This window comes from Antarcticimicrobium sp. (genome assembly GCF_029212575.1).
GTDB lineage: Bacteria > Pseudomonadota > Alphaproteobacteria > Rhodobacterales > Rhodobacteraceae > Antarcticimicrobium.
Window position 1 is genome coordinate 1 of sequence record NZ_JARGPK010000064.1, and the last position, 25134, is coordinate 25134.

The 25134-nt window shown below is 64.7% G+C and carries 34 protein-coding genes; 4 read left to right on the forward strand and 30 right to left on the reverse strand.

Features of this window, described 5'->3' with window-relative positions:
* Nucleotides 1-306: 306 nt before the first annotated feature.
* A complete protein-coding gene (locus tag P1U75_RS14810; protein WP_300244805.1) occupies nt 307-864 on the forward strand; it encodes a hypothetical protein in 558 nt (185 codons plus the stop codon).
* A 60-nt stretch (nt 865-924) separates the two neighbouring features.
* Nucleotides 925-1236, forward strand: a complete 312-nt coding sequence (locus P1U75_RS14815) for a hypothetical protein (RefSeq protein WP_300244806.1) — start codon at nt 925-927, stop codon at nt 1234-1236.
* 84 nt (nt 1237-1320) lie between these two features.
* On the opposite strand, the gene P1U75_RS14820 is transcribed toward P1U75_RS14815, so the two are convergent.
* The 7 genes from P1U75_RS14820 to P1U75_RS14850 form a co-directional block, all read right to left on the reverse strand.
* On the reverse strand, nt 1321-3000 hold the full coding sequence (locus tag P1U75_RS14820; RefSeq protein ID WP_300244807.1) for a bifunctional protein tyrosine phosphatase family protein/NAD(P)/FAD-dependent oxidoreductase: 1680 nt from the start codon (nt 2998-3000) through the stop codon (nt 1321-1323).
* Nucleotides 3001-3176: 176 nt separating this feature from the next.
* The gene (locus tag P1U75_RS14825; protein WP_300244809.1) at nt 3177-3872 is read right to left on the reverse strand and encodes an ABC transporter ATP-binding protein; all 696 of its coding nucleotides are present in this window, start codon (nt 3870-3872) and stop codon (nt 3177-3179) included.
* On the reverse strand, nt 3872-4582 hold the full coding sequence (locus P1U75_RS14830; RefSeq protein WP_300244810.1) for an ABC transporter ATP-binding protein: 711 nt from the start codon (nt 4580-4582) through the stop codon (nt 3872-3874). The genes P1U75_RS14825 and P1U75_RS14830 overlap by 1 nt, the downstream gene beginning before the upstream one ends.
* Nucleotides 4579-5523 carry a branched-chain amino acid ABC transporter permease gene (locus tag P1U75_RS14835; protein ID WP_300244811.1) on the reverse strand — a complete coding sequence of 315 codons (945 nt, stop codon included), beginning with the start codon at nt 5521-5523 and terminating at the stop codon, nt 4579-4581. Before P1U75_RS14835 ends, P1U75_RS14830 begins: the two co-directional genes overlap by 4 nt.
* A complete protein-coding gene (locus tag P1U75_RS14840) occupies nt 5520-6446 on the reverse strand; it encodes a branched-chain amino acid ABC transporter permease (protein ID WP_300244812.1) in 927 nt (308 codons plus the stop codon). Before P1U75_RS14840 ends, P1U75_RS14835 begins: the two co-directional genes overlap by 4 nt.
* Before the next feature lie 82 nt (nt 6447-6528).
* Nucleotides 6529-7821 carry an ABC transporter substrate-binding protein gene (locus P1U75_RS14845; RefSeq protein WP_300244813.1) on the reverse strand — a complete coding sequence of 431 codons (1293 nt, stop codon included), beginning with the start codon at nt 7819-7821 and terminating at the stop codon, nt 6529-6531.
* Between the two features lie 115 nt (nt 7822-7936).
* Nucleotides 7937-9358: a hypothetical protein gene (locus tag P1U75_RS14850; RefSeq protein ID WP_300244814.1), complete on the reverse strand. Its 1422-nt coding sequence runs from the start codon at nt 9356-9358 to the stop codon at nt 7937-7939.
* A 140-nt stretch (nt 9359-9498) separates the two neighbouring features.
* Here P1U75_RS14850 and P1U75_RS14855 point away from each other — a divergent pair, with 140 nt between their 5' ends.
* Nucleotides 9499-11574, forward strand: a complete 2076-nt coding sequence (locus P1U75_RS14855) for a hydantoinase/oxoprolinase family protein (RefSeq protein WP_300244816.1) — start codon at nt 9499-9501, stop codon at nt 11572-11574.
* Entirely contained in the window at nt 11571-13310 is a 1740-nt protein-coding gene (locus tag P1U75_RS14860) for a hydantoinase B/oxoprolinase family protein (protein WP_300244817.1), read from the forward strand. The genes P1U75_RS14855 and P1U75_RS14860 overlap by 4 nt, the downstream gene beginning before the upstream one ends.
* 103 nt (nt 13311-13413) lie before the next feature.
* Here P1U75_RS14860 and rpmD read toward each other — a convergent pair whose 3' ends face one another.
* From rpmD to tuf, 23 genes are all read right to left on the reverse strand, one after another.
* Nucleotides 13414-13602: a 50S ribosomal protein L30 gene (rpmD, locus tag P1U75_RS14865; RefSeq protein ID WP_300244818.1), complete on the reverse strand. Its 189-nt coding sequence runs from the start codon at nt 13600-13602 to the stop codon at nt 13414-13416.
* 3 nt (nt 13603-13605) lie between these two features.
* Nucleotides 13606-14172, reverse strand: a complete 567-nt coding sequence (rpsE, locus tag P1U75_RS14870) for a 30S ribosomal protein S5 (protein ID WP_300244819.1) — start codon at nt 14170-14172, stop codon at nt 13606-13608.
* A gap of 106 nt (nt 14173-14278) precedes the next feature.
* Entirely contained in the window at nt 14279-14638 is a 360-nt protein-coding gene (rplR, locus tag P1U75_RS14875) for a 50S ribosomal protein L18 (RefSeq protein ID WP_300244820.1), read from the reverse strand.
* 11 nt (nt 14639-14649) lie between these two features.
* Nucleotides 14650-15183 (reverse strand): 50S ribosomal protein L6, encoded by a 534-nt coding sequence (gene rplF, locus P1U75_RS14880; protein ID WP_300244821.1) that lies wholly within the window; start codon nt 15181-15183, stop codon nt 14650-14652.
* 11 nt (nt 15184-15194) lie between these two features.
* Complete coding sequence (gene rpsH / locus P1U75_RS14885; protein WP_300244822.1) at nt 15195-15587, reverse strand: 30S ribosomal protein S8; 393 nt, start codon at nt 15585-15587, stop codon at nt 15195-15197.
* Between the two features lie 12 nt (nt 15588-15599).
* On the reverse strand, nt 15600-15905 hold the full coding sequence (gene rpsN, locus P1U75_RS14890) for a 30S ribosomal protein S14 (protein ID WP_300244823.1): 306 nt from the start codon (nt 15903-15905) through the stop codon (nt 15600-15602).
* Nucleotides 15906-15923: 18 nt separating this feature from the next.
* Nucleotides 15924-16487: a 50S ribosomal protein L5 gene (gene rplE / locus P1U75_RS14895; RefSeq protein WP_300244824.1), complete on the reverse strand. Its 564-nt coding sequence runs from the start codon at nt 16485-16487 to the stop codon at nt 15924-15926.
* Nucleotides 16480-16791, reverse strand: a complete 312-nt coding sequence (gene rplX / locus P1U75_RS14900) for a 50S ribosomal protein L24 (RefSeq protein WP_300244825.1) — start codon at nt 16789-16791, stop codon at nt 16480-16482. Before rplX ends, rplE begins: the two co-directional genes overlap by 8 nt.
* A 2-nt stretch (nt 16792-16793) precedes the next feature.
* Entirely contained in the window at nt 16794-17162 is a 369-nt protein-coding gene (gene rplN, locus P1U75_RS14905) for a 50S ribosomal protein L14 (RefSeq protein WP_007118848.1), read from the reverse strand.
* A 76-nt stretch (nt 17163-17238) separates the two neighbouring features.
* Nucleotides 17239-17469, reverse strand: coding sequence for a 30S ribosomal protein S17 (gene rpsQ / locus P1U75_RS14910; protein ID WP_300244826.1), 231 nt, complete (start codon nt 17467-17469; stop codon nt 17239-17241).
* 12 nt (nt 17470-17481) lie between these two features.
* Entirely contained in the window at nt 17482-17688 is a 207-nt protein-coding gene (gene rpmC, locus P1U75_RS14915) for a 50S ribosomal protein L29 (protein WP_300244828.1), read from the reverse strand.
* Nucleotides 17689-17967: 279 nt separating this feature from the next.
* Nucleotides 17968-18168 carry a hypothetical protein gene (locus P1U75_RS14920; protein ID WP_300244829.1) on the reverse strand — a complete coding sequence of 67 codons (201 nt, stop codon included), beginning with the start codon at nt 18166-18168 and terminating at the stop codon, nt 17968-17970.
* Nucleotides 18169-18330: 162 nt separating this feature from the next.
* Nucleotides 18331-18951: a 2OG-Fe(II) oxygenase family protein gene (locus tag P1U75_RS14925; protein ID WP_300244830.1), complete on the reverse strand. Its 621-nt coding sequence runs from the start codon at nt 18949-18951 to the stop codon at nt 18331-18333.
* Between the two features lie 144 nt (nt 18952-19095).
* On the reverse strand, nt 19096-19509 hold the full coding sequence (gene rplP, locus P1U75_RS14930) for a 50S ribosomal protein L16 (RefSeq protein WP_300244831.1): 414 nt from the start codon (nt 19507-19509) through the stop codon (nt 19096-19098).
* 5 nt (nt 19510-19514) lie between these two features.
* Entirely contained in the window at nt 19515-20237 is a 723-nt protein-coding gene (rpsC, locus tag P1U75_RS14935) for a 30S ribosomal protein S3 (protein ID WP_300244832.1), read from the reverse strand.
* Nucleotides 20237-20617: a 50S ribosomal protein L22 gene (gene rplV / locus P1U75_RS14940; protein WP_300244833.1), complete on the reverse strand. Its 381-nt coding sequence runs from the start codon at nt 20615-20617 to the stop codon at nt 20237-20239. Before rplV ends, rpsC begins: the two co-directional genes overlap by 1 nt.
* A gap of 3 nt (nt 20618-20620) precedes the next feature.
* The gene (gene rpsS / locus P1U75_RS14945; RefSeq protein WP_300244834.1) at nt 20621-20899 is read right to left on the reverse strand and encodes a 30S ribosomal protein S19; all 279 of its coding nucleotides are present in this window, start codon (nt 20897-20899) and stop codon (nt 20621-20623) included.
* 3 nt (nt 20900-20902) lie between these two features.
* The gene (gene rplB, locus P1U75_RS14950) at nt 20903-21745 is read right to left on the reverse strand and encodes a 50S ribosomal protein L2 (protein WP_300244835.1); all 843 of its coding nucleotides are present in this window, start codon (nt 21743-21745) and stop codon (nt 20903-20905) included.
* Between the two features lie 164 nt (nt 21746-21909).
* Nucleotides 21910-22206, reverse strand: coding sequence for a 50S ribosomal protein L23 (locus tag P1U75_RS14955; RefSeq protein WP_300244837.1), 297 nt, complete (start codon nt 22204-22206; stop codon nt 21910-21912).
* Nucleotides 22203-22820: a 50S ribosomal protein L4 gene (gene rplD / locus P1U75_RS14960; RefSeq protein WP_300244838.1), complete on the reverse strand. Its 618-nt coding sequence runs from the start codon at nt 22818-22820 to the stop codon at nt 22203-22205. Before rplD ends, P1U75_RS14955 begins: the two co-directional genes overlap by 4 nt.
* Nucleotides 22817-23545: a 50S ribosomal protein L3 gene (rplC, locus tag P1U75_RS14965; RefSeq protein ID WP_300244839.1), complete on the reverse strand. Its 729-nt coding sequence runs from the start codon at nt 23543-23545 to the stop codon at nt 22817-22819. Before rplC ends, rplD begins: the two co-directional genes overlap by 4 nt.
* A 17-nt stretch (nt 23546-23562) precedes the next feature.
* A complete protein-coding gene (gene rpsJ / locus P1U75_RS14970; protein ID WP_008756422.1) occupies nt 23563-23877 on the reverse strand; it encodes a 30S ribosomal protein S10 in 315 nt (104 codons plus the stop codon).
* A gap of 80 nt (nt 23878-23957) precedes the next feature.
* Complete coding sequence (tuf, locus tag P1U75_RS14975; RefSeq protein WP_300244841.1) at nt 23958-25133, reverse strand: elongation factor Tu; 1176 nt, start codon at nt 25131-25133, stop codon at nt 23958-23960.
* Nucleotide 25134: the final 1 nt, after the last annotated feature.

A 25134-nucleotide genomic window follows, 5' to 3' on the forward strand; every position in this document is an offset into this window, starting at 1 on the left:
AGCCGCGCTTCCGCAGCGCGGCGTTGCAAGCGGACCAGTTCGTTGTGCGGTAGCGGGCGGCTAAAGGCTTCCGCATGCAGCCCTTCTAACCCCATGGATTCGCGTTGTGAATCCTTCAGGAGCGAGTTGCGCAACAACGCCCACCTGGGACATAGGTGATATGAATTGGACTTACATCATCGCACCTTCAAATTCCTCTCGACTGTGGCAAATGCCGCCCCGCTTGGAAAGGGTGCGGCTTGCGCCAGCGGCCCGGCGGCGGCATTGTAACCGGGCATTCGATGCAGTTTTTGATTGGAGGGTCCGATGATCCGCTTTTTCCTGCTTTCGGCGGCCGCCGCGTTCACCGCCGCCACCGCCTCGGCCGACGAGGTGACCGACACCCTGACCTCGGCCATCGAGGCCTATGAGGACGGCGACGTGAAGTATGCGTTGGAGGAGCTGGAATACGCCAAGCAGCTTCTGGTGGCGATGAAGACCGGCGAACTGGTGACCTTCCTGCCCGAGGCACCGCAGGGATGGAGCCGCGAGGTCAGCACCGAGATGGGCGCCGGCCTTGCCATGATGGGCGGCGGCACCGGGGCCGAGGCCGAGTTCGAGAAATCCGGCGAGGACAGTTTCACCGTCACGCTGATGGCCGACAACCCGATGGTCGGCGCCATGGCCGGCATGCTGGGCAGCGCCGCCGCGATCGGCGCCAAGATCGAGCGCGTCGGCCGGCAGAAGATGATGATCCAGGACGGCGAGATCACCGGGCTGGTCGACAACCGCATCCTGGTCCAGGCCAAGGGCGGCGATGTGGCGACCATGCTCGAGGTTCTGAAAACCATCGACTACCGCGCGCTGTCGAACTTCGGGCGGTGAGCGGGGCCGGCCATGGCCTTTGACGTCTCCCACACCGGCCACCCAGGAAGGGGTCCACTGGTGAAACGGTTCATCCATGTCGTTGCGGCCTGCTGGCTCTCGGCCGCGCCGGCCGCCGCCGAGGGGCTCGGCGCCTTGATGGGGCGCCCGGACAACAAGGTCATTGATTGCCTGATGGCCAGCGGGTTGATCGAGGACGCGGCGATGTTCACCACGGACAAAGGGGTTGTGGTGATCGGGCCGGGGGGCTGGAAGGTCACCGTTGCCGGGACGTTGCCGTCCAAGGCGAACATCGATGCGCGCGACGCGTCGGGACAGCCGAACGAAACGCTGCGCCGGTCCTTCCGCGCCGCCCTGGACAACTGCAAATAGAAGCCACGGACCAGCGCGAGATGCCTCTCGCCCAAAGGTGGGGCCGCCCCAACCGGAGCGGCCCCAATTCCAACCCGGGCGGCCCTACTGCCCGCCGGCGGTGATCTTCTCGGGTCGGGCCATCCATTCCTTGCCGCGCAGCATCGCCTTCCAATAAATCGGCGGCAGCATCTTTTCCTTCAGCAGCCAGGCCGCGCGCGAGGGTTCGGTGCCGTCGATCAGCCACTTCGGGAACGAGGGTTTCAGCGCCCCGCCATAGCCGAACTCGGCCAGCACGATCTTGCCGCGCTCCACCGTCAGCGGGCAGGAACCATAGCCATCGTATTGCGCCACCGGCGACTTGCCGTCGATATCGGCGGCCACGTTCTCGGCCACCACCGGCGCCTGGATGCGCGCCGCCGCCGCCGTCTTGGCGTTCGGCGCGTTCATCACGTCGCCCAGGCTCCAGACGTTGTCGAACGTCTTGTGGCGCAGCGTGGCCTGATCCACGTCGACCCAACCGGCGGCATCGGCCAGCGGCGAAACCCGGATGAAGTCCGGCGCCACCTGCGGCGGGCAGACATGCATCATGTCGAACTCCATCTCCACCGTGGTGGGCTCCGCATCCGGCTTGGCGACCCGGAAGGTCGCCTTTTTCGCCGGCCCGTCGACCGCGATCAGGTTGTGGAAGAAATCCAGATGCGCGCCGTATTTCTCGACATAGCTTTCCAGCGCTGGGACGTAATCCTTGACCCCGAACAGCACGCCGCCGGCATTGGCAAAGTGGATGTCGATATCCTTCAGCACCCCACGCCGCGCCCAGGCATCGCCCGACAGATACATCGCCTTTTGCGGCGCACCGGCGCATTTGATCGGCATCGGCGGCTGGGTAAAGATCGCCCGCCCCTCCTTGAGGTCCTTCACAAGCTCCCAGGTATAGGGCGCAAGATCATAACGATAGTTCGAGGTCACGCCGTTGCGGCCCAGCGTTTCCTCCAGCCCCTCGACCGCGCCCCAGTCCAGCTTCAGCCCCGGACAGACGATCAGCCGGTCGTATTTCACCACCCGGCAGCCGTCGAGCACCACGGCGTTGTCCTTGGGCTCGAAGGCGGCGACGGCCGATTTGAGCCAATGCACACCCTTGGGGATCAGGCTGCCCATGGTCTTGGCGGTCTCTTCCGGCTCGAACACGCCGCCGCCCACCATGGTCCAGCCCGGCTGGTAGTAATGGATGTCCGCCGGGTCGATCAGAGCGATGTCCAGCCCCGGCTTGCGCGACTTGAGGCTGGCGGCCACGGCAATGCCCCCGGCACCGGCGCCGACGATAACCACGTCGAACTTGGCATCGCCGGTATCGGTGGGCGTCTTGCCGCCATTGGCAATGCGGCGCGCCACGCCATTCATGTCATAGCCCGCCAGTTTGGCCAGGGCGAGGATCTCGGGCAGCGGCCGCCGCGGCGCCTCGCTCAGCGACCACAAGGTGGTCGAGCGGGTGCCGGTGCGGCAATAGGCCAGCACCGGGCCGGGCAGTTCGGTCAGCGCAGAGCCGAAGGCGCGCGCGGTGTCATCGGTCACGATGCCCGGCGTCACCGGAAGGAACCGAAACTCCAACCCCGCGGCGGCGGCGGCATCGCGGATCTCCTCGTGCCCGGGCTGGTCGCCTGCCTCGGCATCCGGGCGGTTGCAGATGATCGCACGGAACCCGGCCGCCTTGAGCGCGGGCAGGTCCGCTGCGACGATCTGCGGGCTGACCGACAGGCCCTCGGTGATCTTCTTGATCTCCATTCAATCTCTCCTCACTGGGTCGGCCATTGGCCCGATGGAGGCCTGCCTTGCGCGCAACCCGGATGCTCCCAAATTCTCCGCACGACAGGCACGCGGCGGCAACTCTGATCGCGCAGACATATTCAAAAATGACAATTTATTCAAGATGGCACGCGCCGATCCCGGGCCGTCCTGGTTCAGACGCCCAGATGCCGCTCGATCAGGCGGTGATCACGGCGCAGCGTATCGGCCTCCAGCGTTTCCAGGTTGCGACCGTTCTCGATAAAGGCCACCCGGTCGGCCACGGACAGAACTGCATCGACCCGCTGCTCGACCAGCAGGATGCCGACGCCGCGGTCGCGCATCACCCCGATCACATCGCGGATCGCCGCGATCATCGAGGGCTGCAAGCCCTCGGTCGGCTCGTCGAGCAGCAGGATGCGCGGTTTCAGGCAGAGCGCGCGGGCGGTCGCCAGCATCTGCTGCTCCCCGCCGGAGAGCGTTTGCGCCCGCTGGCCCAGCCGCTCGCGCAGGCGCGGGAACAGGTCCAGCGAGTCTTCCAATACCTCGGGCCCGGAGCCCCCCGCGCGCAGCCCGATCTCCAGGTTCTGCGCCACCGTCAATTCGCCGAACAGCCGCCGCCCCTGCGGGATATAGCCGATGCCACAGCCGGCCACCTTGTGCGCCGGCAGCGCGCTGATCACCTCTCCATCCAGCCGTACCGCGCCGGACATCAACGGCAACAGCCCCATGATCGCCTTCATCGTGGTGGTCTTGCCCGCACCGTTGCGACCCAACAGGCACAGGATCTCGCCCGGTGCCACGCGCAGCGACAGATCGCGCAGAATCTGCGCCCGGCCATAGCCCGCGTTGATCTTGTCCAGTTCCAGCATCAGCCTGTCCCCAGGTAGGCGGCCTGGACATCCGCGTTGGCGTGCATCTCCTGCGGCGTGCCCTCGGCCAGGATCTCGCCGAAGTTCAGCACCGTCACCCGGTCCGCGACCTCCATCACCACGGACATGTTATGCTCGATCAGCAGGATCGTGGTGGTCGCCGACAAATCCCGCACCAGCGCCTTGAAACCCGCGATCTCGGCGTCCGACAGCCCCTGCGTCGGCTCGTCGAGGATCAGCAGCCGCGGCGCCTGCACCAGCCCCATGGCGATCTCCAGCAGGCGCTGATGCCCATAGCTCAGATCGCCCGCTGCCCGCTCCGGCGCCTCGGTCAGCCCGACCTTGCGCAGTGCCGTCAGCACCTCGGCCTCCACCGCCGCCGCGCCCTGCACCCGCCGGCGGGCGGCCAGTGCCACGTTCTCATAGAGGCTCAGCCGTGCGAACACGGACGTGATCTGAAAGGTATAGGCCATGCCCAGCCCGATTCGCCTGTGCGCCGGCAGTTGCGAGATATCGCGCCCGTCGAAGACCACCTGCCCCGCGCTCGGCGTGATCCGCCCACAAAGCAGGCCGACGAAGGTGGTCTTGCCCGCCCCGTTCGGCCCGATCAGCGCCCGCACCTCGCCCTTGGGCAGATCGAAATCGACCTCATGCACCGCCCGCAACCCGGCGAACGACTTGCTCAGCCCGCGCGTGGACAACAACGTCATGGCAACCACCGCCAGATGCGATCGCGGATCTCGCCCACCAGCCCCTGCGGCGCGAACAGCGTCAGCAGCACCAGCGCCACGCCGGCCACCAGCATGTAGGCGCTGGTCACCGCGCTGGACAGGTCGATCAGGTAGAACATGAACAGCGTGCCCACGAACGGGCCCAGCACCGTGCCCGCCCCGCCCAGGAGCACCCACAGGAGCGGAAAGATCGAATACTGCACCGAGGCAAAGGTCGCCCCGACATAGCCGAACAGCAACCCATAGACCGCCCCGGCCAGCCCCGAAATCACGCCCGAAATCACCACCGCCGCCAGCTTGTAGCGGAACACGTCATAGCCCAGCATCCGCGCGCGTTCCTCGTTCTCGCGGATCGCGATCAGCACCTTGCCGAAAGGCGCGCGCACCATCGCCAGAGTGGCCAGCACGCAGACCGCGAACAGCAGCAGCGCCGCGAAATAGCGCGTGCCGGGCTGGGTCAGGTCGATCCCCCAGAGCACCCGCTGCGCCTGTTGCAGCACCAGCCCCTCGTCGCCGCGCGTATAGGTGCCGAAATACAGGATGGTCAGGTATCCCGCCTGCGCGAACATCAGCGTCACGATCATGAAACCGACCCCGGCGGTGCGCAGCGCCAGCAGCCCCACCGCCAGCGATACCGCCAGCGCCGCCGCGATCCCCGCCAGCAGCCCCGGCACCGGCGCCGCGCCGCCATGCTGCACCGCCAGCCCCATGCCGTACATGCCGGCGGCAAAAAACAGCGCGTGCCCGAGGCTGAGCAACCCGGCATAGCCGAACATCACGTTGTAACCGACCGCGAAACTCGCCAACACCATGATCCGCGCCAGGTTGCCGTGGTGATAGGCCGGCAGCACGAACTGCAACGCGAACAGCAACACCAGCAGCCCGCCGTGCAGCGCCAGCACTTTGGCCCGGTCGCTCATTTCGCCCCCGTCCCGAACAGGCCCTGCGGCCGGAACACCAGCACCAGCGCCACCAGCAGCGTCGCCAGGATCTTGGCCAGCGTCGGCGAGAAAAAGACCGAGATGATCCCGTCGCTCAGCCCGATCAGCACTGCCGCAGCCACCGTGCCCGGCAGGCTGCCCAGCCCGCCGATGATCACAACGATGAACGACAACAGCAGCGGATCGCCCCCCATCAGGTAATGCGCCTGCTGGATCGGCACGATCAGCACCGCGCCCAGCGCTGCCAGCGCCCCGCCGATGCCGAATACCATGGCATAGACCCGCTCGACCGGGATGCCAAAGGCCAGCGCCATCTCGCGGTCCAGCTGCGTCGCCCGCATCAACAACCCGATCCGCGTCCGCGCCATCAGCAGCCAGACGCCGACCAGCACCGCCGCCGCCGCCCCGATCACGAACAGCTTGTAACTCGTGGTGCTCAGCCCCCAGGGCCAGTACAACTGAAGCCCGCTTTCGCCCCATTCGACCCAGGGCAGCGCCAGGCGCGTGTTGAACGGCGGCTCCACCGGCCGCGCCTCGGGCCCATAGGTCATCAGCGTGACCTGCTGGATGATGTAGAGGATGCCGATGGTCGCCACGATGGTCCGCTCCGGGTCATACGCCACCCGTTTCAGCACCGTCATGTCGGCCAGCGCCGCCAGCCCCCCGACCGCCAGCGGCGCGATCGCCAGCGCCGCGACAAAACCCAGCGCGGGCGGCCCGCCGACGTGGCTGGCCACCCACCAGGCCAGCACCGCGCCCAGCATGAAGAACTCGCCATGGGCGACATTGACCACCCGCATCACCCCGAACACCAGGCTCAGCCCGATGGCGGTGAGCGCAAGAACGGCGGCGGTCACCGCGCCCTCGAGCGAGGCGAGCATCAGATAAGGTCCGAAGTCCATCAGTCAGAACAGTCCAGATCCCGCAGGTCGGCAGGGCCGCCCGGTGCAATTCTTGGTCGTGGCACGGGCGGCCCCCAATCGGTCAGAACGACATCTTTGTGTAATCGACCTCGTCAGGATAATAGCCATCCTCGATCGACGTGGTGTGCTGCACCTTCAGCATGCCGCCCTCCAGCTTGCTGATGTACTGCGGGCCGAACACCTGGTGGGTCTTGCCGTTGAACACCTTGGCGCCCTGCGGATGCTCGTTCGAGTATGGCATCTCGGTCATTGCCTCGACCGCCTCGATCAGCGCGGGCCGGTCCTGCGGCCCCTGGTATCCCGCGGCCTCCATCCCGGCCTTGATGACAAACAGGGTCTCCCAGCAGCCGAACATGTGGGCGTAGGTCGACACGTCCTTGGCATCGCTCAGCGAGGCGCCCTTGTCGTCGACCCCCACATGTTCGCGATAGAACTTGTCATAGGGCGACTGCTCGGCCTGGGCATAGCGCGGCATGCCTTCCCAGAAATAGGTGCCCTCCAGGAATTCCAGCCCGGGGCTGGAGATGTCCACCGCCTCGAGGCTGTCGATGAAGCCGAAGATCTCCGGACGGCTCGGCCCGAAAAATTCGCCCATCTCCTTGACAAAGGTCAGAACGGCAGGCCCCACCATCACGTGATAGATCACTTCCGTTTCGCGCGGGATCTTGGGGAAATACTTGGTGAAACTGGTCTCGGTCGGCGGGATCGCCAGCTTGGCCACCACCTCGCCACCCTGCGCCTCGATCGCGGCCGAGAAGAAATCACGGTGATCGTGGCCAAAGGCATAGTCGGGAAAGATCATCGTGACCTTCTTGCCGAGGTTCGACGCCACGAAGGGCGCCATCGCCTGCACCTGGCTTTTCACGTCGGTGATGCCGGGTTGCACGGTATAGCGGTTCAGCGCGCCCGAGGCGACGTGATGCCCCTCGGAGACCACGAAATAAGGCAGCTTCAGCTCGCCCGCGCGGGGGGCCGAGCCCGCAACCACATGGCTGAACAGCGTGCCATAGCCCACATCGCAATTGTGCTGGGTGGCGAATTTCTCGACCACCTCGGCGCCGCGCTTGGGATCGGTGCCGTCATCCTCGACCACGATCTCCAGCGGCCGGCCGTTGATACCGCCGGCCTCGTTGATCAGCCGCGCGGCGGCCTCGGTGGTGCGGTCGTACCAGCGGCCATAGGCGGCGCCGATGCCGGTGCGGTGCATCTGGAACCCGACCCGGATCGGCTCGGATGTCTGCGCCTGGGCATAGCGCGCCCAGAGCGGCAGGCTGGTCGCCGCGGCACCGGCCGCCAGCGTCTTGAGCGCGCCGCGGCGCGTCGTTCCCGTCTGTTTCGTGGATATTTTGGTCATCTCATTTCCCTCGTGTCTTGGAACCCGGACGCCCCACTGTCGGCCATTGTCCCTGGCCGTCTGTGGCATCACTGTGCAAAGGCGCCCGGCTCCTGTCCAGTATTTTGCGGCCCGCTCAGACCCCGCGCGGCGAGGCGAGCAGCCACAGCCCAAAAAAAGTGTAACCGATCATGAACAAAGCCAGCGGCGCCTGGCTCAGCAGCGCGCGCCGCGCGGTTCCAAACACCCTCAGCGCGACCCCATGCGCCAGCATCACCGCGATCACATGCCCCAGCACCACCGCCGAGGCCTGCGTCAGCCAGATCCGGCGCATGCTGTCGGTGGTGTTGAAGAATCCGGTGGTGACGTGATGGTCGTGTCCCTGGTGATCGTGACCAGCCTCGAAGGCCATCTCGATCATCGCCCAGAGATACTGTCCCTCGACCAGGAAGGCGGTGTAATAATGGGCGATGTGATAGCCCAGCGCGATCGGCAACACCGTCGGCGCGAACAGCCGCATCGCCGGCCCCAGCCCCAGGGTCGAGCGGTTCAGCAGCAATCCCGTCTTGACCGTCGCGGCGAACACCGCGATCAAAAGCGCATTGGCCGCCAGCAGACCGACAAGGTTCTGCGCCACCACCGCCGAGCGGCCGGGAAACTCCAGCGGGTTGATGCCCCAGACCCCCAGCCACCAGAAGGTTTCGTTGACCCCGTCGAAGCTGCCGCAGGCCAGCATCATCAGCATGAACACCGCCCAGCCGCCACGCGGCACGCGGGCACGCAGTACCCGCCAGCCGCTCAGCCCCAGCGCCAGCCCACCCTTGCGGCGCGCCACCAGGCTCATCCGGGCATAGCTGCGCATCAGCAGCGTGACCCCCTCGCCCCGGCGCAGCCAACGCGGCCCGAAAAGCAACGTCGCCAGCATGGTGAACGCCCAGTAGAGCCCGCCGGCCCAGGCCAGCCGTCCCGGATCGGCCGGGGCCGGGTCCACCATCAGAAAACCGGCGAAGCCAAGAAAGGTCGCGATCGCGGGCGCATATCCCAGCCGCGCCGGCAGGGCAAGCACCGGGCGCAGCCCCAATCCGCGCAGCGCCGCCGCCGGCCCGGACCAGGGGTTGACCCAGCGCCAGATGTCGAAAACCACCCCCTGCACCACCACGGTCATGATCCAGAACGCTGTCCAGACCCCCAGCGTCAGCGGGTTTTCCATCGGGTCACGCTCGCCCAATGCCCCCTGCCAGAGCAGCGCCAGGAACAAAAGCGCCGAGAGCAGGCTGGTGATCTGCGGCGCCCGGCCGCGCGGCGGCCGGACCAACGGCAGCGGCAGCGGCGCAAAGATCCGCGACATCGCCCGCTCGGGCAACACCGCCATCAGCACCACGGTCAGCGCCACCGCCGCCGCGCCCGCGGCGGTGTAGAAATCGGTCGGCAACAGCAGCACGATCCCACCTTCGGTGGCATGGGCCAGCGCGGGACCCGCGCCGCATACGGCAAGAGCGGTGATGACAGCGGCGGTCCGGGCGGCACGCCGCCGACATGTCTGAACAGGATCGATCATGGCGCGATACTAGTGACGGTTTCCGCAAAGGAAAGGTCGTTTTCTCCCCTTTTTCAACGGATCGCAGCCATTTACCGCCGTTGACAGCGCTGCCCGCTTGCGGCGATCATTTGTCTGCGAACAAGTTTGGCGGAGCAGGCATGACAGTCGAAACCTCGGGGGCGGTGGTCGGCATCGACGTGGGCGGAACCTTTACCGACCTGGTGGAACTGGACCCGGTCACCGGGCAGGTGCGGCTGGCCAAGGTCGCCAGCACGCTCGACAACCAGGCCCACGGCGTGCTCAACGCCCTGCGCGAGGCGGGATGCGACCTCGCCGCGCTGGGGCTGATCGTGCATGGCACCACAACCACCACCAACGCGGTTCTGGAGCGCAAGCTGTCGAAAACCGGGCTGATCACCACCCGGGGCTTCCGCGACGTGCTGGAACTGGGCCGCCGCACAAGGCCGCAGCCCTACGGGATGAAGGGCGATTTCACCCCGCTGATCCCGCGCAACCTGCGCCTCGAGGTGCCCGAGCGGATGGACGCAACGGGCGCGGTCGTCACGCCGCTCGACGAACACGCCCTGCGCGCCGCCGCCGAGGCGCTGCTCGCAGAGGGATGCGAGGCGCTGGTGATCCACTTTCTGCACGCCTATGCCAACCCCGCGCACGAACAACGCGCCGCCGAGGTCCTGCGTGACATCTGGCCGAACGATCACATCACCCTGGGCCACGCGCTGCTGTCGGAAAGCCGCGAGTTCGAGCGCGGCGTCACCGCCGCCGTCAACGCCTCGGTGCAACCGCTGCTCGACCGTTATATCCGGCGCCTCACCGATCATCTCGCCACCGACGGCTATACCGGCGAGGTGCTGGTGATGAACGGCAACGGCGGCATGGTCAGCGCCGCGCGGGTGGCGCAGGAGGCCGCGAAAACCGTGATGTCCGGCCCCGCCTCCGGCGTGATGGCCGCCGCCTATACCGGGCGGCGCGCGGGCCATGAGAACCTGATCACCTATGACATGGGCGGCACCTCCACCGATGTCGCCCTGATCCGCGGCGCCGAACCCACCGTCTCGAACGAGATCGAGATCGAATACGCCATGCCGATCCACGTGCCGATGGTTGATGTGCGCACCGTGGGCGCCGGTGGCGGCTCCATCGCGCGGGTCACCCCGGCGGGATTGCTCGAGGTCGGGCCGCAAAGTTCCGGCGCGATGCCCGGGCCGATCTGCTACGGGCGCGGCGGCGAAAACCCGACGATCTCGGATGCCAATCTGCTGCTGGGCCGGCTCGATCCGGCGGGGCTCAACGCGGTCGAGGGGGGCATTTCCCTGGATCACGTGCGCGATGTCTTCGCCCGCGATCTGGGCGCGCCGCTGGGGCTCGACGCGACGCAGGCGGCGGCGGCGGTGATCCGCATGGCCAATACGAAAATGGCCGGCGCGATCCGCATGGTCTCGGTCTCGCTCGGCGCCGATCCGCGCGACTTTGCCCTGTTCGCCTTCGGCGGCGCCGGGCCGCTGCATGCCACGGCGCTGGCGCGCGAGCTGTCGATCCCCCGCGTCCTCGTCCCCGCCCGCCCCGGCATCACCAACGCGCTCGGCTGCGTGGTAGCTGACCTGCGCCATGATTTCGTGACCACGATCAACACCCCGCTCGACACGCTCGACCCCGCCCGCCTGCACCGGGTGTTCGCCGACCAGACCGCCGAGGGCGAGGCGCTGATCGGCAAGGAAAACATCGAGATCCGCAACCTCCGCCGCATCTATAGCGTCGACATGCAGTTCCAGGGGCAAACCCACCTGTTGCGGGTGCCGCTGGACCGCCCCGACGTCACCGCCGAGACCCTGCAACGCCTGTTCGAGGAGGCGTATTTCAAACGCTTCCGCGTCGCGCTCTCCGACATCCGCGCCAATCTGGTGAACGCCAATTGCTCGGTCATCGGCGCCCGGGCCGAGATCGACCTCTCGGCGCTGATCGACCCCGCCGGGCGCAAGGCGCGGCTTGAGCAGGCCGTGCTGTCCCGCCGCCCGGTCTGGTTCGCGGCAGGCGATCTGGGCGGCGACTGGCACGACACCCCTGTCTACTGGCGCGACCACCTGCCCGAAGGATTCATCCTGACCGGCCCGGCCATCGTCCAGCAGATGGATACCACCCTGCTGATCGAACCGGGCGACCGCGCCACGGGCGATTCCGACGGCAATATCATCGTTGAAATCGGAGGGGACCAATGAACCTCGATCCCGTCACCCTCTCGGTCATCCAGGCCGGTCTGCAACAGGTCTGCGACGAGATGGACCTCAGCTTTTCCCGCGCCGCCTTCTCCCCCGTGATCGCCGAGGCGAACGACCGCTCCGACGGCATTTACGCGGCCAAGGACGGATCGCTGATCGCCCAGGGCGCTGGCGGGCTGCCGGTTTTCGTTGGCACCATGCAGGATTCCACCCGGCAGTTGATCGAACGGATCGACGCCGGGGTCACCCCCGCGCCGCAACCGGGCGACATCTATATCGTCAACGATCCCTACCTTGGCGGCACCCACCTGATGGACGTGCGCTTTGCCATGCCCTTCTATCGCAACGGCGCGCTCTACTGCTGGCTGTCCAACACCGGCCACTGGCCCGACACCGGCGGTGCGGTGCCCGGCGGGTTTTCCGCCTCGGCCACGGCGGTCGAGCAAGAGGGGCTGCGCCTGCCGCCGGTGCGCCTGTTCAAGCAGGGCGAGATGGACAGCGAGATCTACGCGATCATCTGTTCCAACATCCGCGTCGCCGACCAACGCATCGGCGACGTCAAGGCCCAGGCCGCCGCCCTGCTGGTGGGCGAGGCGCGGCTGAACGAGCTGATGGATCGCTATGGCGACGACACCGTCACCGAGGCGATCGCGGAACTGCGCCGCCGCGCCGCCACCCAGATGCGCGCTTTCATCGCCGACATCCCCGAGGGGAGATATTCCGCGACCGCCTGGATCGACAGCGACGGGGTGGTGAACGAACCGCTCAAGATCGCCCTGACCGTCACCCGCAAGAGCGACGCGCTGACCTTCGATTTTGCCGGCTCCAGCGCCCCCTGCGCCGGACCGATGAACTCGGTCCGCGCCACCACGCTCAGCGCGGTCTATCTGGCCATGCGCCACATCTTCCCCGAGGTGCCGATGAGCGCCGGGGCGTTTGAGCCGCTGGAGGTGACGGGGATCGAGGACACCTTCCTTGACGCGCATTACCCGCGCCCGGTCTCGGGCTGCGCGGCCGAGGTATCGCAGCGGATCGCCGAGGCGGTCTTTGCCGCCCTCGTCGCCCCCCTGCCCGACCGCGTCACCGCGGCCCCTGCCGGCACCAGCGGCAACTTTGCCCTTGGCGGCCACGATCCGGCGCGCGGGCGGGATTTCGTGATGTACCAGATTTCCGGGGGCGGCTATGGCGGCAATGCCGACCATGACGGGCTGTCCAACGGCTGCTCCACCATCGGCATCTCCAAGGCGCCACCGGTGGAAATCATGGAGCAGGCATTTCCTGTGCTCTACCACCGCTATGCCCTGCACGAGGGCTCCGGCGGGGCCGGCCACCATCGCGGCGGCTTCGGCCTCGACTACGAGGTCGAGCTGCGCCGGGGCGAGGCGCGGGCCAGCTTCGTGATGGATCACGGCCGCAGCGGGCCGCAGGGGGTGCTGGGCGGCGGCGACGGCGCGGTGAACCAAGTCACCGTCTGGCGCGGCGGTGTGGCCTATACCCCGCCGCTCCTCTCCAAGGATCAGGACATCCCGCTGCACCCCGGCGACCGGGTCCACGTGCGCACCCCCGGCGGCGGCGGCTACGGCGATCCGTTCACCCGCCCGGCCGAAGCGGTGCGTTACGATGTCGAGATGGGCCGCTATACGCCACAGCAGGCCGCCGACCTCTTCGGGGTGGCCGTCACCGGCACCCCGCCGTTGATCAATGAGGCGGAAACCGCACGGTTGCGCGGGAAGTAGAGCATCCCGCCTGCGCGATTGTACAATTCCGCCAGCAAACTCCCCGAAACGAAAACGCCCCGGCCTTTCGACCGGGGCGCCTCGTTTGGATGACGAGAGAGGCTCAGTCGCGCTCTTCGACGATTTCCACCAGATGCGGGATCTTGTTGACCATGCCGCGCACCGAGGGAGTATCCTCAAGCTCGCGGGTCTTGTGCATCTTGTTCAGGCCCAGCCCGATCAGCGTCTGGCGCTGTTTGGCGGGGCGGCGGATCGGCGAGCCGATCTGTTTGACAACGATGGTCTTGGCCATGGTTTACGCCTCCTCTGCGACGGCTGCAGGGGCTTCTTCCCGCTTGGGCAGGATGTCGGCCACCTTCTTGCCACGACGCTGAGCGACGTTGCGCGGCGACTGCTCTTTCTGCAGGCCGTTCAGGGTGGCGCGGATCATGTTGTAGGGATTCTGCGAGCCGATCGACTTGGACACCACGTCCTTGATGCCCAGCATCTCGAACACGGCACGCATTGGACCACCGGCGATGATCCCGGTGCCTTCCGGCGCGGTGCGCATGACCACCTTGCCGGCGCCCCAGCGGCCCTGCATGTCGTGGTGCAGGGTGCGGCCTTCGCGCAGCGGCACGCGGATCATGTTGCGCTTGGCGGATTCAGTGGCCTTGCGGATCGCCTCGGGCACCTCTTTCGCCTTGCCCTTGCCGAAGCCGACACGGCCCTTCTGGTCGCCGACGACGACAAGCGCGGCAAAGCCGAAACGCTTACCGCCCTTGACGGTTTTCGACACGCGGTTGATCGCAACCAGGCGATCTGCGAATTCGGGGGTCTCGTCGCGGTCGCGACGCCCGCCCCGGTGGGGTTCTCTGGCCATGCTGGCCTCCTGTTTCACCGGCGCCGAAGGCACCGTTCAGACATCAATCCAGGTGGGCGCACGCGCCCCCGGATCATCGAGGCGGCCCCGCGGGGCCGCCTGCACCTTAGATTTTCAGACCACCCTCACGGGCGGCATCTGCAAGCGCCTTGACCTTGCCGTGGTAGAGGAAGCCACCACGGTCGAAATAGGCCTCTTCGACGCCCGCCTTCTTCGCACGCTCGGCAATCGCCACGCCCACCTTGGTGGCGGCTTCGACGTTGTTCTTGCCGACGACGCCCAGATCCTTTTCCAGGGTCGAGGCCGAGGCCAGGGTCACGCCACGAACATCGTCGATCAGCTGCACGCTGATGTTCTTGTTCGAGCGGTGCACGCTCAGGCGCGGACGCCCGGCGTTGACCTTGCGAAGTTTGTTCCGAACGCGCAGGCGGCGCTTCAGAAACAGGGTTCTTTTGCTGTTTGCCATCTGTCCGGTCCTTACTTCTTCTTGCCTTCCTTGCGGAAGATATACTCGCCCTTGTAGCGGATGCCCTTGCCCTTGTAGGGCTCGGGGCGGCGCCACTCGCGGATGTTCGCCGCGACCTGGCCGACCAGTTGCTGGTCGATGCCTTCGACGACGATCTCGGTCTGCTTCGGCGCGGTGATGGTGACGCCTTCGGGGGCGGTGAAATCCACGTCGTGACTGAGGCCGAGGTTCAGTTTCAGGGTATTGCCCTGAAGCTGCGCCCGGTAACCCACACCCTGGATTTCCAGCTCTTTCTTGAAGCCTTCGGTCACCCCGGTCACCAGGTTGGCGATCTGGGTGCGCGACATTCCCCATTGCTGGCGGGCGCGCTTGGACTTGCCACGCGGCGCGATCTGGACCTGGTTGTCTTCCACGGTGATGGTGACGTCGTCGGTCGCGTTGAAGCTGCGGGTGCCTTTCGGTCCCTTCACCTCGACGGTCTGACCCGACACGCTGGCGGTGACGCCGCTGGGCAGATCGACCGGCCGTTTTCCAATACGAGACATGTCTGTCCTCCTTAGAATACGGTGCAGAGCACTTCGCCGCCGACATTGGCGGTGCGTGCGTTTGCGTCCGACATCACACCCTTGGGGGTGGAGACAATCGACACGCCCAGGCCCTGACGGACCGAGGGGATGTCCTTGACGCCCATGTAGACGCGGCGGCCGGGGGTCGAAACCCGCTTGACCTCACGAATGACAGGTTCGCCTTCGAAGTACTTCAGGCTGATTTCCAGCGCCGGATGGCCGTTTTCGCCAGTCACCTTTTCGTAGCCGCGGATATAGCCTTCGTCCGCGAGCACGTCGAGAACCCAGGCCCGCAGCTTGGACGCCGGGGTGATCACGGTGCTTTTGCCGCGCATCTGCGAGTTGCGGATACGGGTGAGCATATCGCCGATAGGATCGTTCATATCATGCCCTCCTTACCAGCTCGACTTCACCATGCCGGGGATCTGGCCGTTCGAGCCAAGATCCCGCAGGGCGATCCGCGAGACTTTCAGTTTGCGGTAATAGGCGTGGGGACGCCCGGTGAGCTGGCAGCGGTTGTGCAGCCGGGTCGCCGAGCTGTTGCGCGGCAGTTTCGCCAGTTTCAGACGCGCCTTGAAGCGCTCTTCCATCGGGCGGCTTTCGTCATTCGCGATCTCTTTCAGCGCGGCCCGCTTTTCGGCGTATTTCGCCACCAGCAGCTCGCGCTTCTTTTCGCGTTCGATCATGCTTTTCTTAGCCATGTCTGTTCCTTCCCGCGATCAGCTGTTGAAGGGCATGTTGAAGTTCTTCAACAGTGCCTTGGCTTCAGCGTCGGTGTTCGCTGTGGTGGCGATGATGATGTCCATCCCCCAGGTCTCGTCGACCTTGTCGAAGTCGATTTCCGGGAACACGATGTGTTCCTTCAGGCCCAAGGCATAGTTGCCACGGCCATCGAACGACTTGCCCGACACACCGCGAAAGTCGCGGATGCGCGGCATCGCGATGGTGATCAGACGATCGAGGAATTCATACATCCGGTCACCGCGCAGGGTCACCTTGGCACCCATCGGCATGTCTTCGCGAACGCGAAAGCCTGCGATGGATTTCTTTGCCTTGGTCACGACAGCCTGCTGGCCTGCGATCGCGCTCAGGTCTTCCTGAGCCGATTTCGCCTTCTTGCTGTCCTTCACGGCCTCGGCACCGCAGCCGATGTTCAGGACGATCTTGTCCAGACGCGGGATCTGCATGTCGTTCTTGTAGCCGAACTCTTCCTTCAGAGCGGCGCGGATGGTCTCGACATACTGCGTCTTGAGGCGCGGCGTATAGGTTGCGGCATCAAGCATCGATCACGTCCCCCGTGGTCTTGGCGAAACGCACCTTCTTGTCGCCTTCCATGCGGAAGCCGACGCGGGTCGCTTTGCCGTTCTCGTCCAGAAACGCCAGGTTGCTCAGATCGACCGGCACGGCCATGGGCAGGCGGCCACCCTGGCTGGTCTGGCTTTGGCGGGTGTGGCGGATGGCCATGTTGATGCCGTCGACGACGGCCTTGCCGGCCTTGGGATCGACCGAGGTGATAGTCCCCTCGCGGCCCTTGTCCTTGCCGGCCAGCACGACGACCTTGTCGCCTTTGCGGAGTTTAGCAGCCATGGTTACAGCACCTCCGGAGCGAGCGAGATGATCTTCATGAAGTTCTTTGCGCGCAACTCGCGAACCACCGGCCCGAAGATACGGGTGCCGACCGGCTCGTTGTTGTTGTTGAGGATCACGGCGGCGTTGCGATCGAAACGGATCGCGGTACCGTCGTCGCGGCGAACTTCCTTGGCGGTGCGCACGACGACGGCCTTGCGGACGTCGCCTTTCTTCACGCGGCCGCGGGGGATGGCTTCCTTCACGGATACGACGATGATGTCACCGACACTCGCGTATTTCCGCTTGGACCCACCCAGGACCTTGATGCACTGAACCCGGCGAGCGCCGGAGTTGTCAGCAACATCCAGATTGGTCTGCATCTGGATCATGTGGTTTCTCCCGACCTTTGGGGGTTGTTTCTTTTCTACCCCCCAGGGTTTCGTTCAAACCGAAAGGTTCGCAGGCTTATGCCTCCAGAACCTCCCAGCGTTTCGTTTTCGACTTCGGCGCGCATTCGACGATTCGCACGCTGTCGCCCACCTTGTAGGTGTTGTTCTCATCGTGAGCCCGGTATTTCTTGGACTTACGGATGGTCTTCTTCAGAACCGGATGGGTGAAGCGGCGCTCCACGGATACGGTCACGGTCTGTGCATTGGCGTCGCTTGTCACGGTGCCGGAAAGGATACGTTTGGGCATCTGTCAGGCTCCTTATGCGTCGCCGGCTGCGGAAGCAGCTTTTTCGTTCAGGATGGTCTTCACACGGGCCGCGTTGCGGCGTGCCGCCTTGATGCCCGAGGTGTTTTCCATCTGTCCGGTAGCCTGTTGAAAGCGCAGGTTGAAGCTTTCTTTTTTCAGGTTGGCCAGTTCTTCACGAAGCTGGTCCGGCGTCTTGTCACGCAGTTCTTTGGCGTTCATCGCCTTTTCCTTTTCTCAAAACACCAGAAGGCCCCTTTTTACGGGTCACCTTCGACCTGGTGGATGAATTGCAAACACACGAATCCCGTCAAACCGGGACTCCGTGAGATGACGCTCTATAAGGGAGGGCGTATGCGAGGGCAAGGGAAAGTTTGCCAGCGCAGGCAACCCGTGAAAGTGCCCCGTATGGACCCCTCTCGCTTGAGCCAATCCTGTGCATCCGGCCCGCCAAGCCGATGCCATCCACCCCATCAGTGCGGCTGGGATGGTGGCCTGAAGTTACAAATTCTCGGGGTCTTTCCTGGCAGATTCCTCGTCTGGTGGCCGCGCAGTGGCATCAGCCTCAGGCGCCAGAATGTCGGAGGTTTCCTCCTCGTCCTCCAAGTCGTCGCCGACATAGTCACTCTCGTCGCCCATCACCCGAAAAATTGCCGCGAGCCCGACAACACCGACGAGGCTGAATAGCAGAACTGGAACCATTTCTCACTACCGTCACGATTAAAATTTAAATGCAACCTAAGCGGTATTACCGTTGCTATTCAAGCCAATAAGTCCAGCTTTTGGTTGAATTCCGACCATTGCTATTACAACGTAGCAGGTGCCTTCGGTTTTCCCAAGCCTGTTCCCGGCGGCGGCCGGCACTTACCCCCAGCTATAGTTGAAGCTGACGCTGATACGGTCTTTTTCCGACATGTTCATCGGCACCTCGTGCCGCAGCCAGCTTTCCCACAAGAGAACGTCGCCAACCTTTGGCGCGACATAGACAAAGGGCTGAAGATCTCGCCGCGCATCCTTTCGGCGGGTCGGCGCCGCCATCATCCGGGCCGAACGGGGGTCCTCCAGCTTCAGGGCGCTGGCGCCCTCCGGCATGGCCACATAGGTGGTTCCGCTGATCACGCTGTGAGGATGAATATGCGAGGAATGCGTGCCACCCTCGGGGAGGATATTGATCCAAAGGTCCTCAAGCTGTAGCGGCCGGCCGTCCAGTTCGAATTCCAGATCCTCCGCAAAAGCGGTCACATGGGCATCCAGCGATTTCACCAGGTCGGCAAAGATCGGAAAACGCCAGGGCAGATCGGACAGCGAGGCATAGGAGGTATAGCCCGGATAGCCGTTCTCGGCGCACCAATCCTGCCCGGCCTCGTCATCCTCGGCGATCGACCAGCAGGAGGCCTCCAGCTCAACGGGATCGACAGCAGGCCCGTGCGCGTTGAGCGCCGAACGGTAAAGGCGGGTGACGAAAAGCGACTCGATCTGGGCCATGGGGTTTTAATACTCCGCATCGCGGCCCGGCGCGAGGTCAGGAATGCCGCACCTTTCGGCCCAGCCGGGCAATTCGACCGAAAACAAAAACCCCCGCCGATCAAACGGCGGGGGTCTGAAGATCCTTGTTCGATCCGACCGGTTTTACCAGTCTTCACGCACCACGATGCGGGTCTTGATCGGCAGTTTCATGGCCGCAAGGCGCAGCGCCTCTTTCGCGGTCTCATCATCGACGCCGTCGATCTCGAACATCACGCGGCCGGGCTTGACCTTGGCGGCCCAGTAATCGACCGACCCCTTACCTTTACCCATCCGAACCTCGGTGGGTTTGGAGGTCACCGGCGTGTCCGGGAAGATCCGGATCCAGACGCGGCCCTGACGCTTCATGTGGCGCGTCATGGCACGGCGGGCGGCCTCGATCTGGCGCGCGGTCACGCGTTCGGGCTGAAGCGCTTTCAGACCGTAATGACCGAAGGTCAGATCACTACCGCCTTTTGCCAGGCCCTTGATCCGGCCTTTGTGCATCTTGCGGAATTTCGTACGCTTTGGCTGAAGCATGTCCGTTACCTCCGATCATCGCGGCGGCCGCCGCCAGCACCCCGAGGGGCCGGGCCGTCCTGCAGCTCTTGTGCCTTGCGATCACGCGCCGACGGGTCGTGCTCCATGATCTCGCCTTTGAAGATCCAGACCTTGATCCCGATGATCCCATAGGCCGTCATGGCTTCGGACTGCGCGTAGTCGATGTCGGCCCGCAGGGTATGCAGGGGCACGCGGCCCTCGCGGTACCATTCGGTCCGGGCGATCTCGGCACCGCCAAGGCGACCGGCGACATTCACCCGGATGCCCAGGGCACCCATGCGCATGGCGTTCTGCACGGCACGTTTCATCGCGCGGCGAAACGAGACCCGGCGCTCGAGCTGCTGGGCGATGTTCTCGCCGACCAGTTGGGCATCAAGCTCGGGCTTGCGGACCTCGACGATGTTCAGGTGCAATTCGCTGTCGGTCATATTCGCCAGCTTCTTGCGCAGAACCTCGATGTCGGCGCCCTTCTTGCCGATGATCACGCCCGGACGTGCGGTGTGGATCGTCACCCGGCACTTCTTGTGCGGACGCTCGATGATCACGCGGGCCACGCCGGCCTGCTTGCACTCGTTGCCGATGAAATCGCGGATCTTGAGATCTTCGAGCAGAAGATCGCCGTAATCCTTGGTGTCGGCGTACCAACGGCTGTCCCAGGTGCGGTTGACCTGGAGGCGCATGCCGACCGGATTGACTTTATGTCCCATTAGGCTTGCTCCTCGACTTGACGCACCTTGATGGTGAGCTCCGAAAACGGCTTGCGCAGGGCGCCGAAACGGCCCCGGGCGCGCGGACGGCCGCGTTTCAGCACCAGGTTCTTACCGACGTAGGCTTCGGCCACGATCAGCTCGTCCACGTCCAGATTATGGTTGTTCTCGGCATTGGCGATCGCGGACTGAAGGCATTTCTTCACGTCCTCAGCGATGCGCTTGTTCGAGAAGGTCAGGTCGGTCAGCGCCTTGTCCACCTTCTTGCCGCGGATCATCGCCGCAACCAGGTTCAGTTTCTGCGGGCTGGTGCGAAGCATGCGGGTTTTCGCCATCGCTTCGTTGTCTGCCACGCGGCGGGGGTTCTTTTCCTTGCCCATGACTTACTTCCGCTTCGCTTTCTTGTCGGCGGCATGACCGTAATAGGTCCGGGTCGGCGAATATTCACCGAACTTCTGACCGATCATGTCTTCCGAGACGTTGACGGGAATATGTTTATGGCCGTTGTACACACCAAAGGTCAGCCCGACGAACTGGGGCAGAATGGTGGACCGACGGGACCAGATCTTGATGACTTCGCTGCGCCCGCTTTCGCGTGCCGCTTCGGCCTTTTTCAGGACGTAAGCGTCAACAAAGGGGCCTTTCCAAACAGAGCGTGCCATGTGTTAGCGCCCTTTCCTACGTGCGTGCCGCGAGCGGACAATCAGCTTGCTGGACGCCTTGTTCTTGTTGCGGGTACGCGCACCCTTGGTCGGCTTGCCCCAGGGGGTTACCGGGTGACGGCCGCCCGAGGTCCGGCCTTCACCACCACCATGGGGGTGATCGATCGGGTTCATCACGACACCACGAACCGACGGACGCTTGCCCTTGTGGCGGATGCGGCCGGCCTTGCCGTAGTTCTGGTTGCTGTTATCGGGGTTCGACACGGCACCGACGGTGGCCATGCATTCCTGACGCACCAGGCGCAGCTCGCCCGAGGAGAGGCGGATCTGGGCGTAGCCGCCATCGCGGCCCACGAACTGGGCGTAGGTGCCGGCGGCACGTGCGATCTGACCGCCCTTGCCCGGCTTCATCTCGATGTTGTGCACGATGGTACCAATCGGCATCCCCGAGAACGGCATCGCGTTGCCCGGCTTGATGTCGACCTTGCCGCCTGCGACGACCTTGTCGCCCACGGCCAGACGCTGCGGCGCCAGGATATAGGCCTGCTCGCCGTCTTCGTACTTGATCAGCGCGATAAAGGCGGTCCGGTTCGGGTCATACTCGATCCGTTCGACGGTGGCCGCCACATCGAATTTGTTGCGTTTGAAATCAACGATCCGGTAGAGGCGTTTCGCCCCCCCGCCACGGCGGCGCGAGGTGATCCGTCCGGTGTTGTTCCGGCCGCCCGATTTGGTCAAACCCTCGGTGAGAGATTTGACCGGACGCCCTTTGTACAGCTCCGAACGGTCGATCAGCACCAGCCCGCGCTGGCCCGGCGTCGTCGGCTTATACGACTTGAGTGCCATGCTTTCTGTCTTCCGTTTAGCGTGCGAGGCCTTAGGTTGTTGTCTTTGGCTTCGCTATGTTGAAGGCCCCCGTAGGTGCCTGGTTCATAGGGCCCCGAAGGTCCCCGGTTGAAATGGCTCTGGCCCCGGGTACACCGGGGCCAGACCAGATTCGCGGCTAACTATCAGAGTCCGGTGGACACGTCGATAGTGTTTCCCTCTTCGAGGGTCACATAGGCCTTTTTCACGTTCTTCCGCTTGCCCAGCTGGCCGCGGAACCGCTTGACCTTGCCCTTGGTGACGGTGGTGTTGACCGCCTTCACCTTGACCCCGAACAGCGCCTCGACCGCTTCCTTGATCTGCGGCTTGTTGCTGTCGATCGCCACTTCGAAGACCACGGCGCCGTTCTCGGATGCCATGGTGGCTTTTTCGGTGATGACCGGCTTGCGGATCACGTCGTAGTGTTCTGCCTTAGCGCTCATTTCAGTCGAGCCTCCAGAGCTTCGACACCCGCTTTGGTGAGCACCAGGGTGTCACGCTTGAGGATGTCATACACGTTTGCGCCCATCGACGGCAGCACGTCCAGCCCTTCGATGTTGCGGGCAGCCTTGGCGAAACCTTCGTTCACCGCGGCACCGTCGATGATCAGAGCGCGCTTCCAACCCAGGTTCTTGACCTGCTTGGCCAGCACCCCGGTCTTGCCTTCGGACTCGGCGAGGTCGATCACCACCAGTTCGCCCGCTTTCGCCTTGGCGCTCAGCGCGTGGCGCAGGCCCAGCTTGCGGAACTTCTTGGGCAGCTCGTGGCCATGGCTGCGCGGGGTCGGACCCTTGTAGATACCACCCTTGCGGAAGATCGGCGCGTTGCGGTCACCGTGGCGGGCGCCGCCGGTGCCTTTCTGGCGATAGATCTTCTTGGTCGAGTAGCTGGTCTCGCTGCGGGTCTTCACCTTGTGGGTGCCGGCCTGCGCGTTGTTGCGCTGCCAGCGGACCACGCGGTGCAGGATGTCGGCGCGCGGCTCCAGACCGAACAGGTCTTCGGAGAGCTCGATGTCGCCGGCCTTGCCGCCGTCCAGTTTGATCACGTCGAGTTTCATGCTTCACCCCCTTCCGCGGGTGCTTCGGCGGGTGCCTTGGCTGCCGCGGCCGCGGTTTTCAGGGCTGCCGGAAACGGCACGCCGTCCGGAAGTTTCTTTTTGACGGCATCCTTCACCGTGACCCAGCCGCCCTTCGACCCGGGCACGGCGCCCTTGACGAAGACCAGGCCGCGCTCGGCGTCAGTCTTCACCACTTCGAGGTTCTGGGTGGTCACGCGGGCGGCGCCCATGTGGCCGGCCATCTTCTTGCCTTTGAAGACCTTGCCCGGATCCTGACATTGGCCGGTGGAGCCGTGCGACCGGTGCGAGATCGACACACCGTGCGTGGCGCGCAGGCCGCCGAAGTTGTGCCGTTTCATGGCACCGGCAAAGCCCTTACCGATCGAGGTGCCCGATACGTCGACCTTCTGCCCCTCGAGGAAGTGGGCGGCCGAAATCTCGGCGCCAACCTCGATCAGGTTGTCGGCGGAGACGCGGAACTCGGCGACCTTGCGCTTGGGCTCGACCTTGGCGGCAGCAAAATGGCCGCGCATGGCCTGGCTCACGCGCTTTACCTTGGGCGAACCGGCGCCAAGCTGAACGGCGGTATAGCCATCCTTGTCGGCGGTGCGTTGCGCCACGACCTGAAGGTTGTCCAGTTGCAGTACGGTGACGGGGATCTGGCGCCCGTCCTCCATGAACAGCCGGGTCATGCCGACTTTCTTTGCGATAATTCCAGAGCGCATGTGTTTACCCTCCGTCCTTACGACTGCAGCTTGATCTCGACGTCCACACCAGCGGCGAGGTCGAGCTTCATCAGCGCGTCCACGGTCTGGGGGGTCGGATCGACGATGTCGAGCAGCCGCTTGTGGGTGCGGATTTCGAACTGATCGCGGGATTTCTTGTCGACGTGGGGACCACGCAGAACGGTGAACTTCTCGATCTTGTTCGGCAGCGGGATCGGGCCGCGCACGTTGGCGCCGGTCCGCTTGGCGGTATTGACGATCTCCTGCGTGCTGGCGTCCAGCACGCGGTAGTCAAACGCCTTCAGCCGAATACGGATGTTTTGGCTTTGCATTGTTGTCGCCCTTTCAGGCTTTGGAGTTGATAGGAGGACCGCCGGCTCACCCGGCGGCCCTCGTCGAACCCGAGTAGAACTTACTCGATGATCTTGGAGACGACACCGGCGCCGACGGTGCGGCCGCCTTCACGGATGGCGAAGCGCAGGCCGTCTTCCATCGCGATCGGGGCGATCAGCTCGACCTCGAACTTCAGGTTGTCGCCCGGCATCACCATCTCGGTGCCTTCCGGCAGCGTCACCGTCCCGGTCACATCCGTGGTGCGGAAGTAGAACTGCGGACGATAGTTGGCGAAGAACGGCGTGTGACGGCCGCCTTCATCCTTGGTCAGGATATAGGCTTCTGCCTCGAACTTGGTGTGCGGGGTCACCGAGCCCGGCTTGCACAGCACCTGGCCACGCTCGACCGCCTCGCGGTCGATGCCGCGCAGCAGCGCGCCGATGTTGTCGCCGGCTTCACCGCGATCCAAGAGCTTGCGGAACATCTCGACACCGGTGCAGGTGGTGGTCTGGGTGTCCTTGATGCCAACGATCTCGATGGTGTCGCCGACGTTGATCACGCCACGCTCGACCCGGCCGGTCACAACCGTGCCGCGGCCGGAGATCGAGAACACGTCCTCGATCGGCATCAGGAACGGCTGGTCCACGGCACGCGCCGGGGTCGGGATGTACTCGTCAACCGCCGCCATCAGTTCGCGGATCTTGTTCTCGCCGATCTCGGGGTCGCGGCCTTCCATCGCCGCCAGCGCCGAACCGGCGATGATCGGGATGTCGTCGCCCGGGTAGTCGTAGGACGACAGCAGCTCACGGATTTCCATCTCGACGAGCTCGAGCAGCTCCTCGTCGTCGACCTGGTCGACCTTGTTCATGAACACGACCATCTTCGGAATGCCGACCTGACGGCCGAGCAGAATGTGCTCGCGGGTTTGCGGCATCGGGCCGTCGGCCGCGTTCACCACCAGGATTGCGCCGTCCATCTGGGCGGCGCCGGTGATCATGTTCTTGACGTAGTCGGCGTGGCCGGGGCAGTCGACGTGGGCGTAGTGGCGTGCCTCGGTCTCATACTCGACGTGGGCGGTCGAGATGGTGATCCCGCGGGCCTTTTCCTCCGGCGCGCCGTCGATCTGGTCATAGGCCTTGAAGTCGCCGAAATACTTGGTGATCGCCGCCGTCAGCGTCGTCTTGCCGTGGTCAACATGGCCGATGGTGCCGATGTTCACGTGCGGTTTCGTGCGATCAAACTTTTCCTTTGCCATG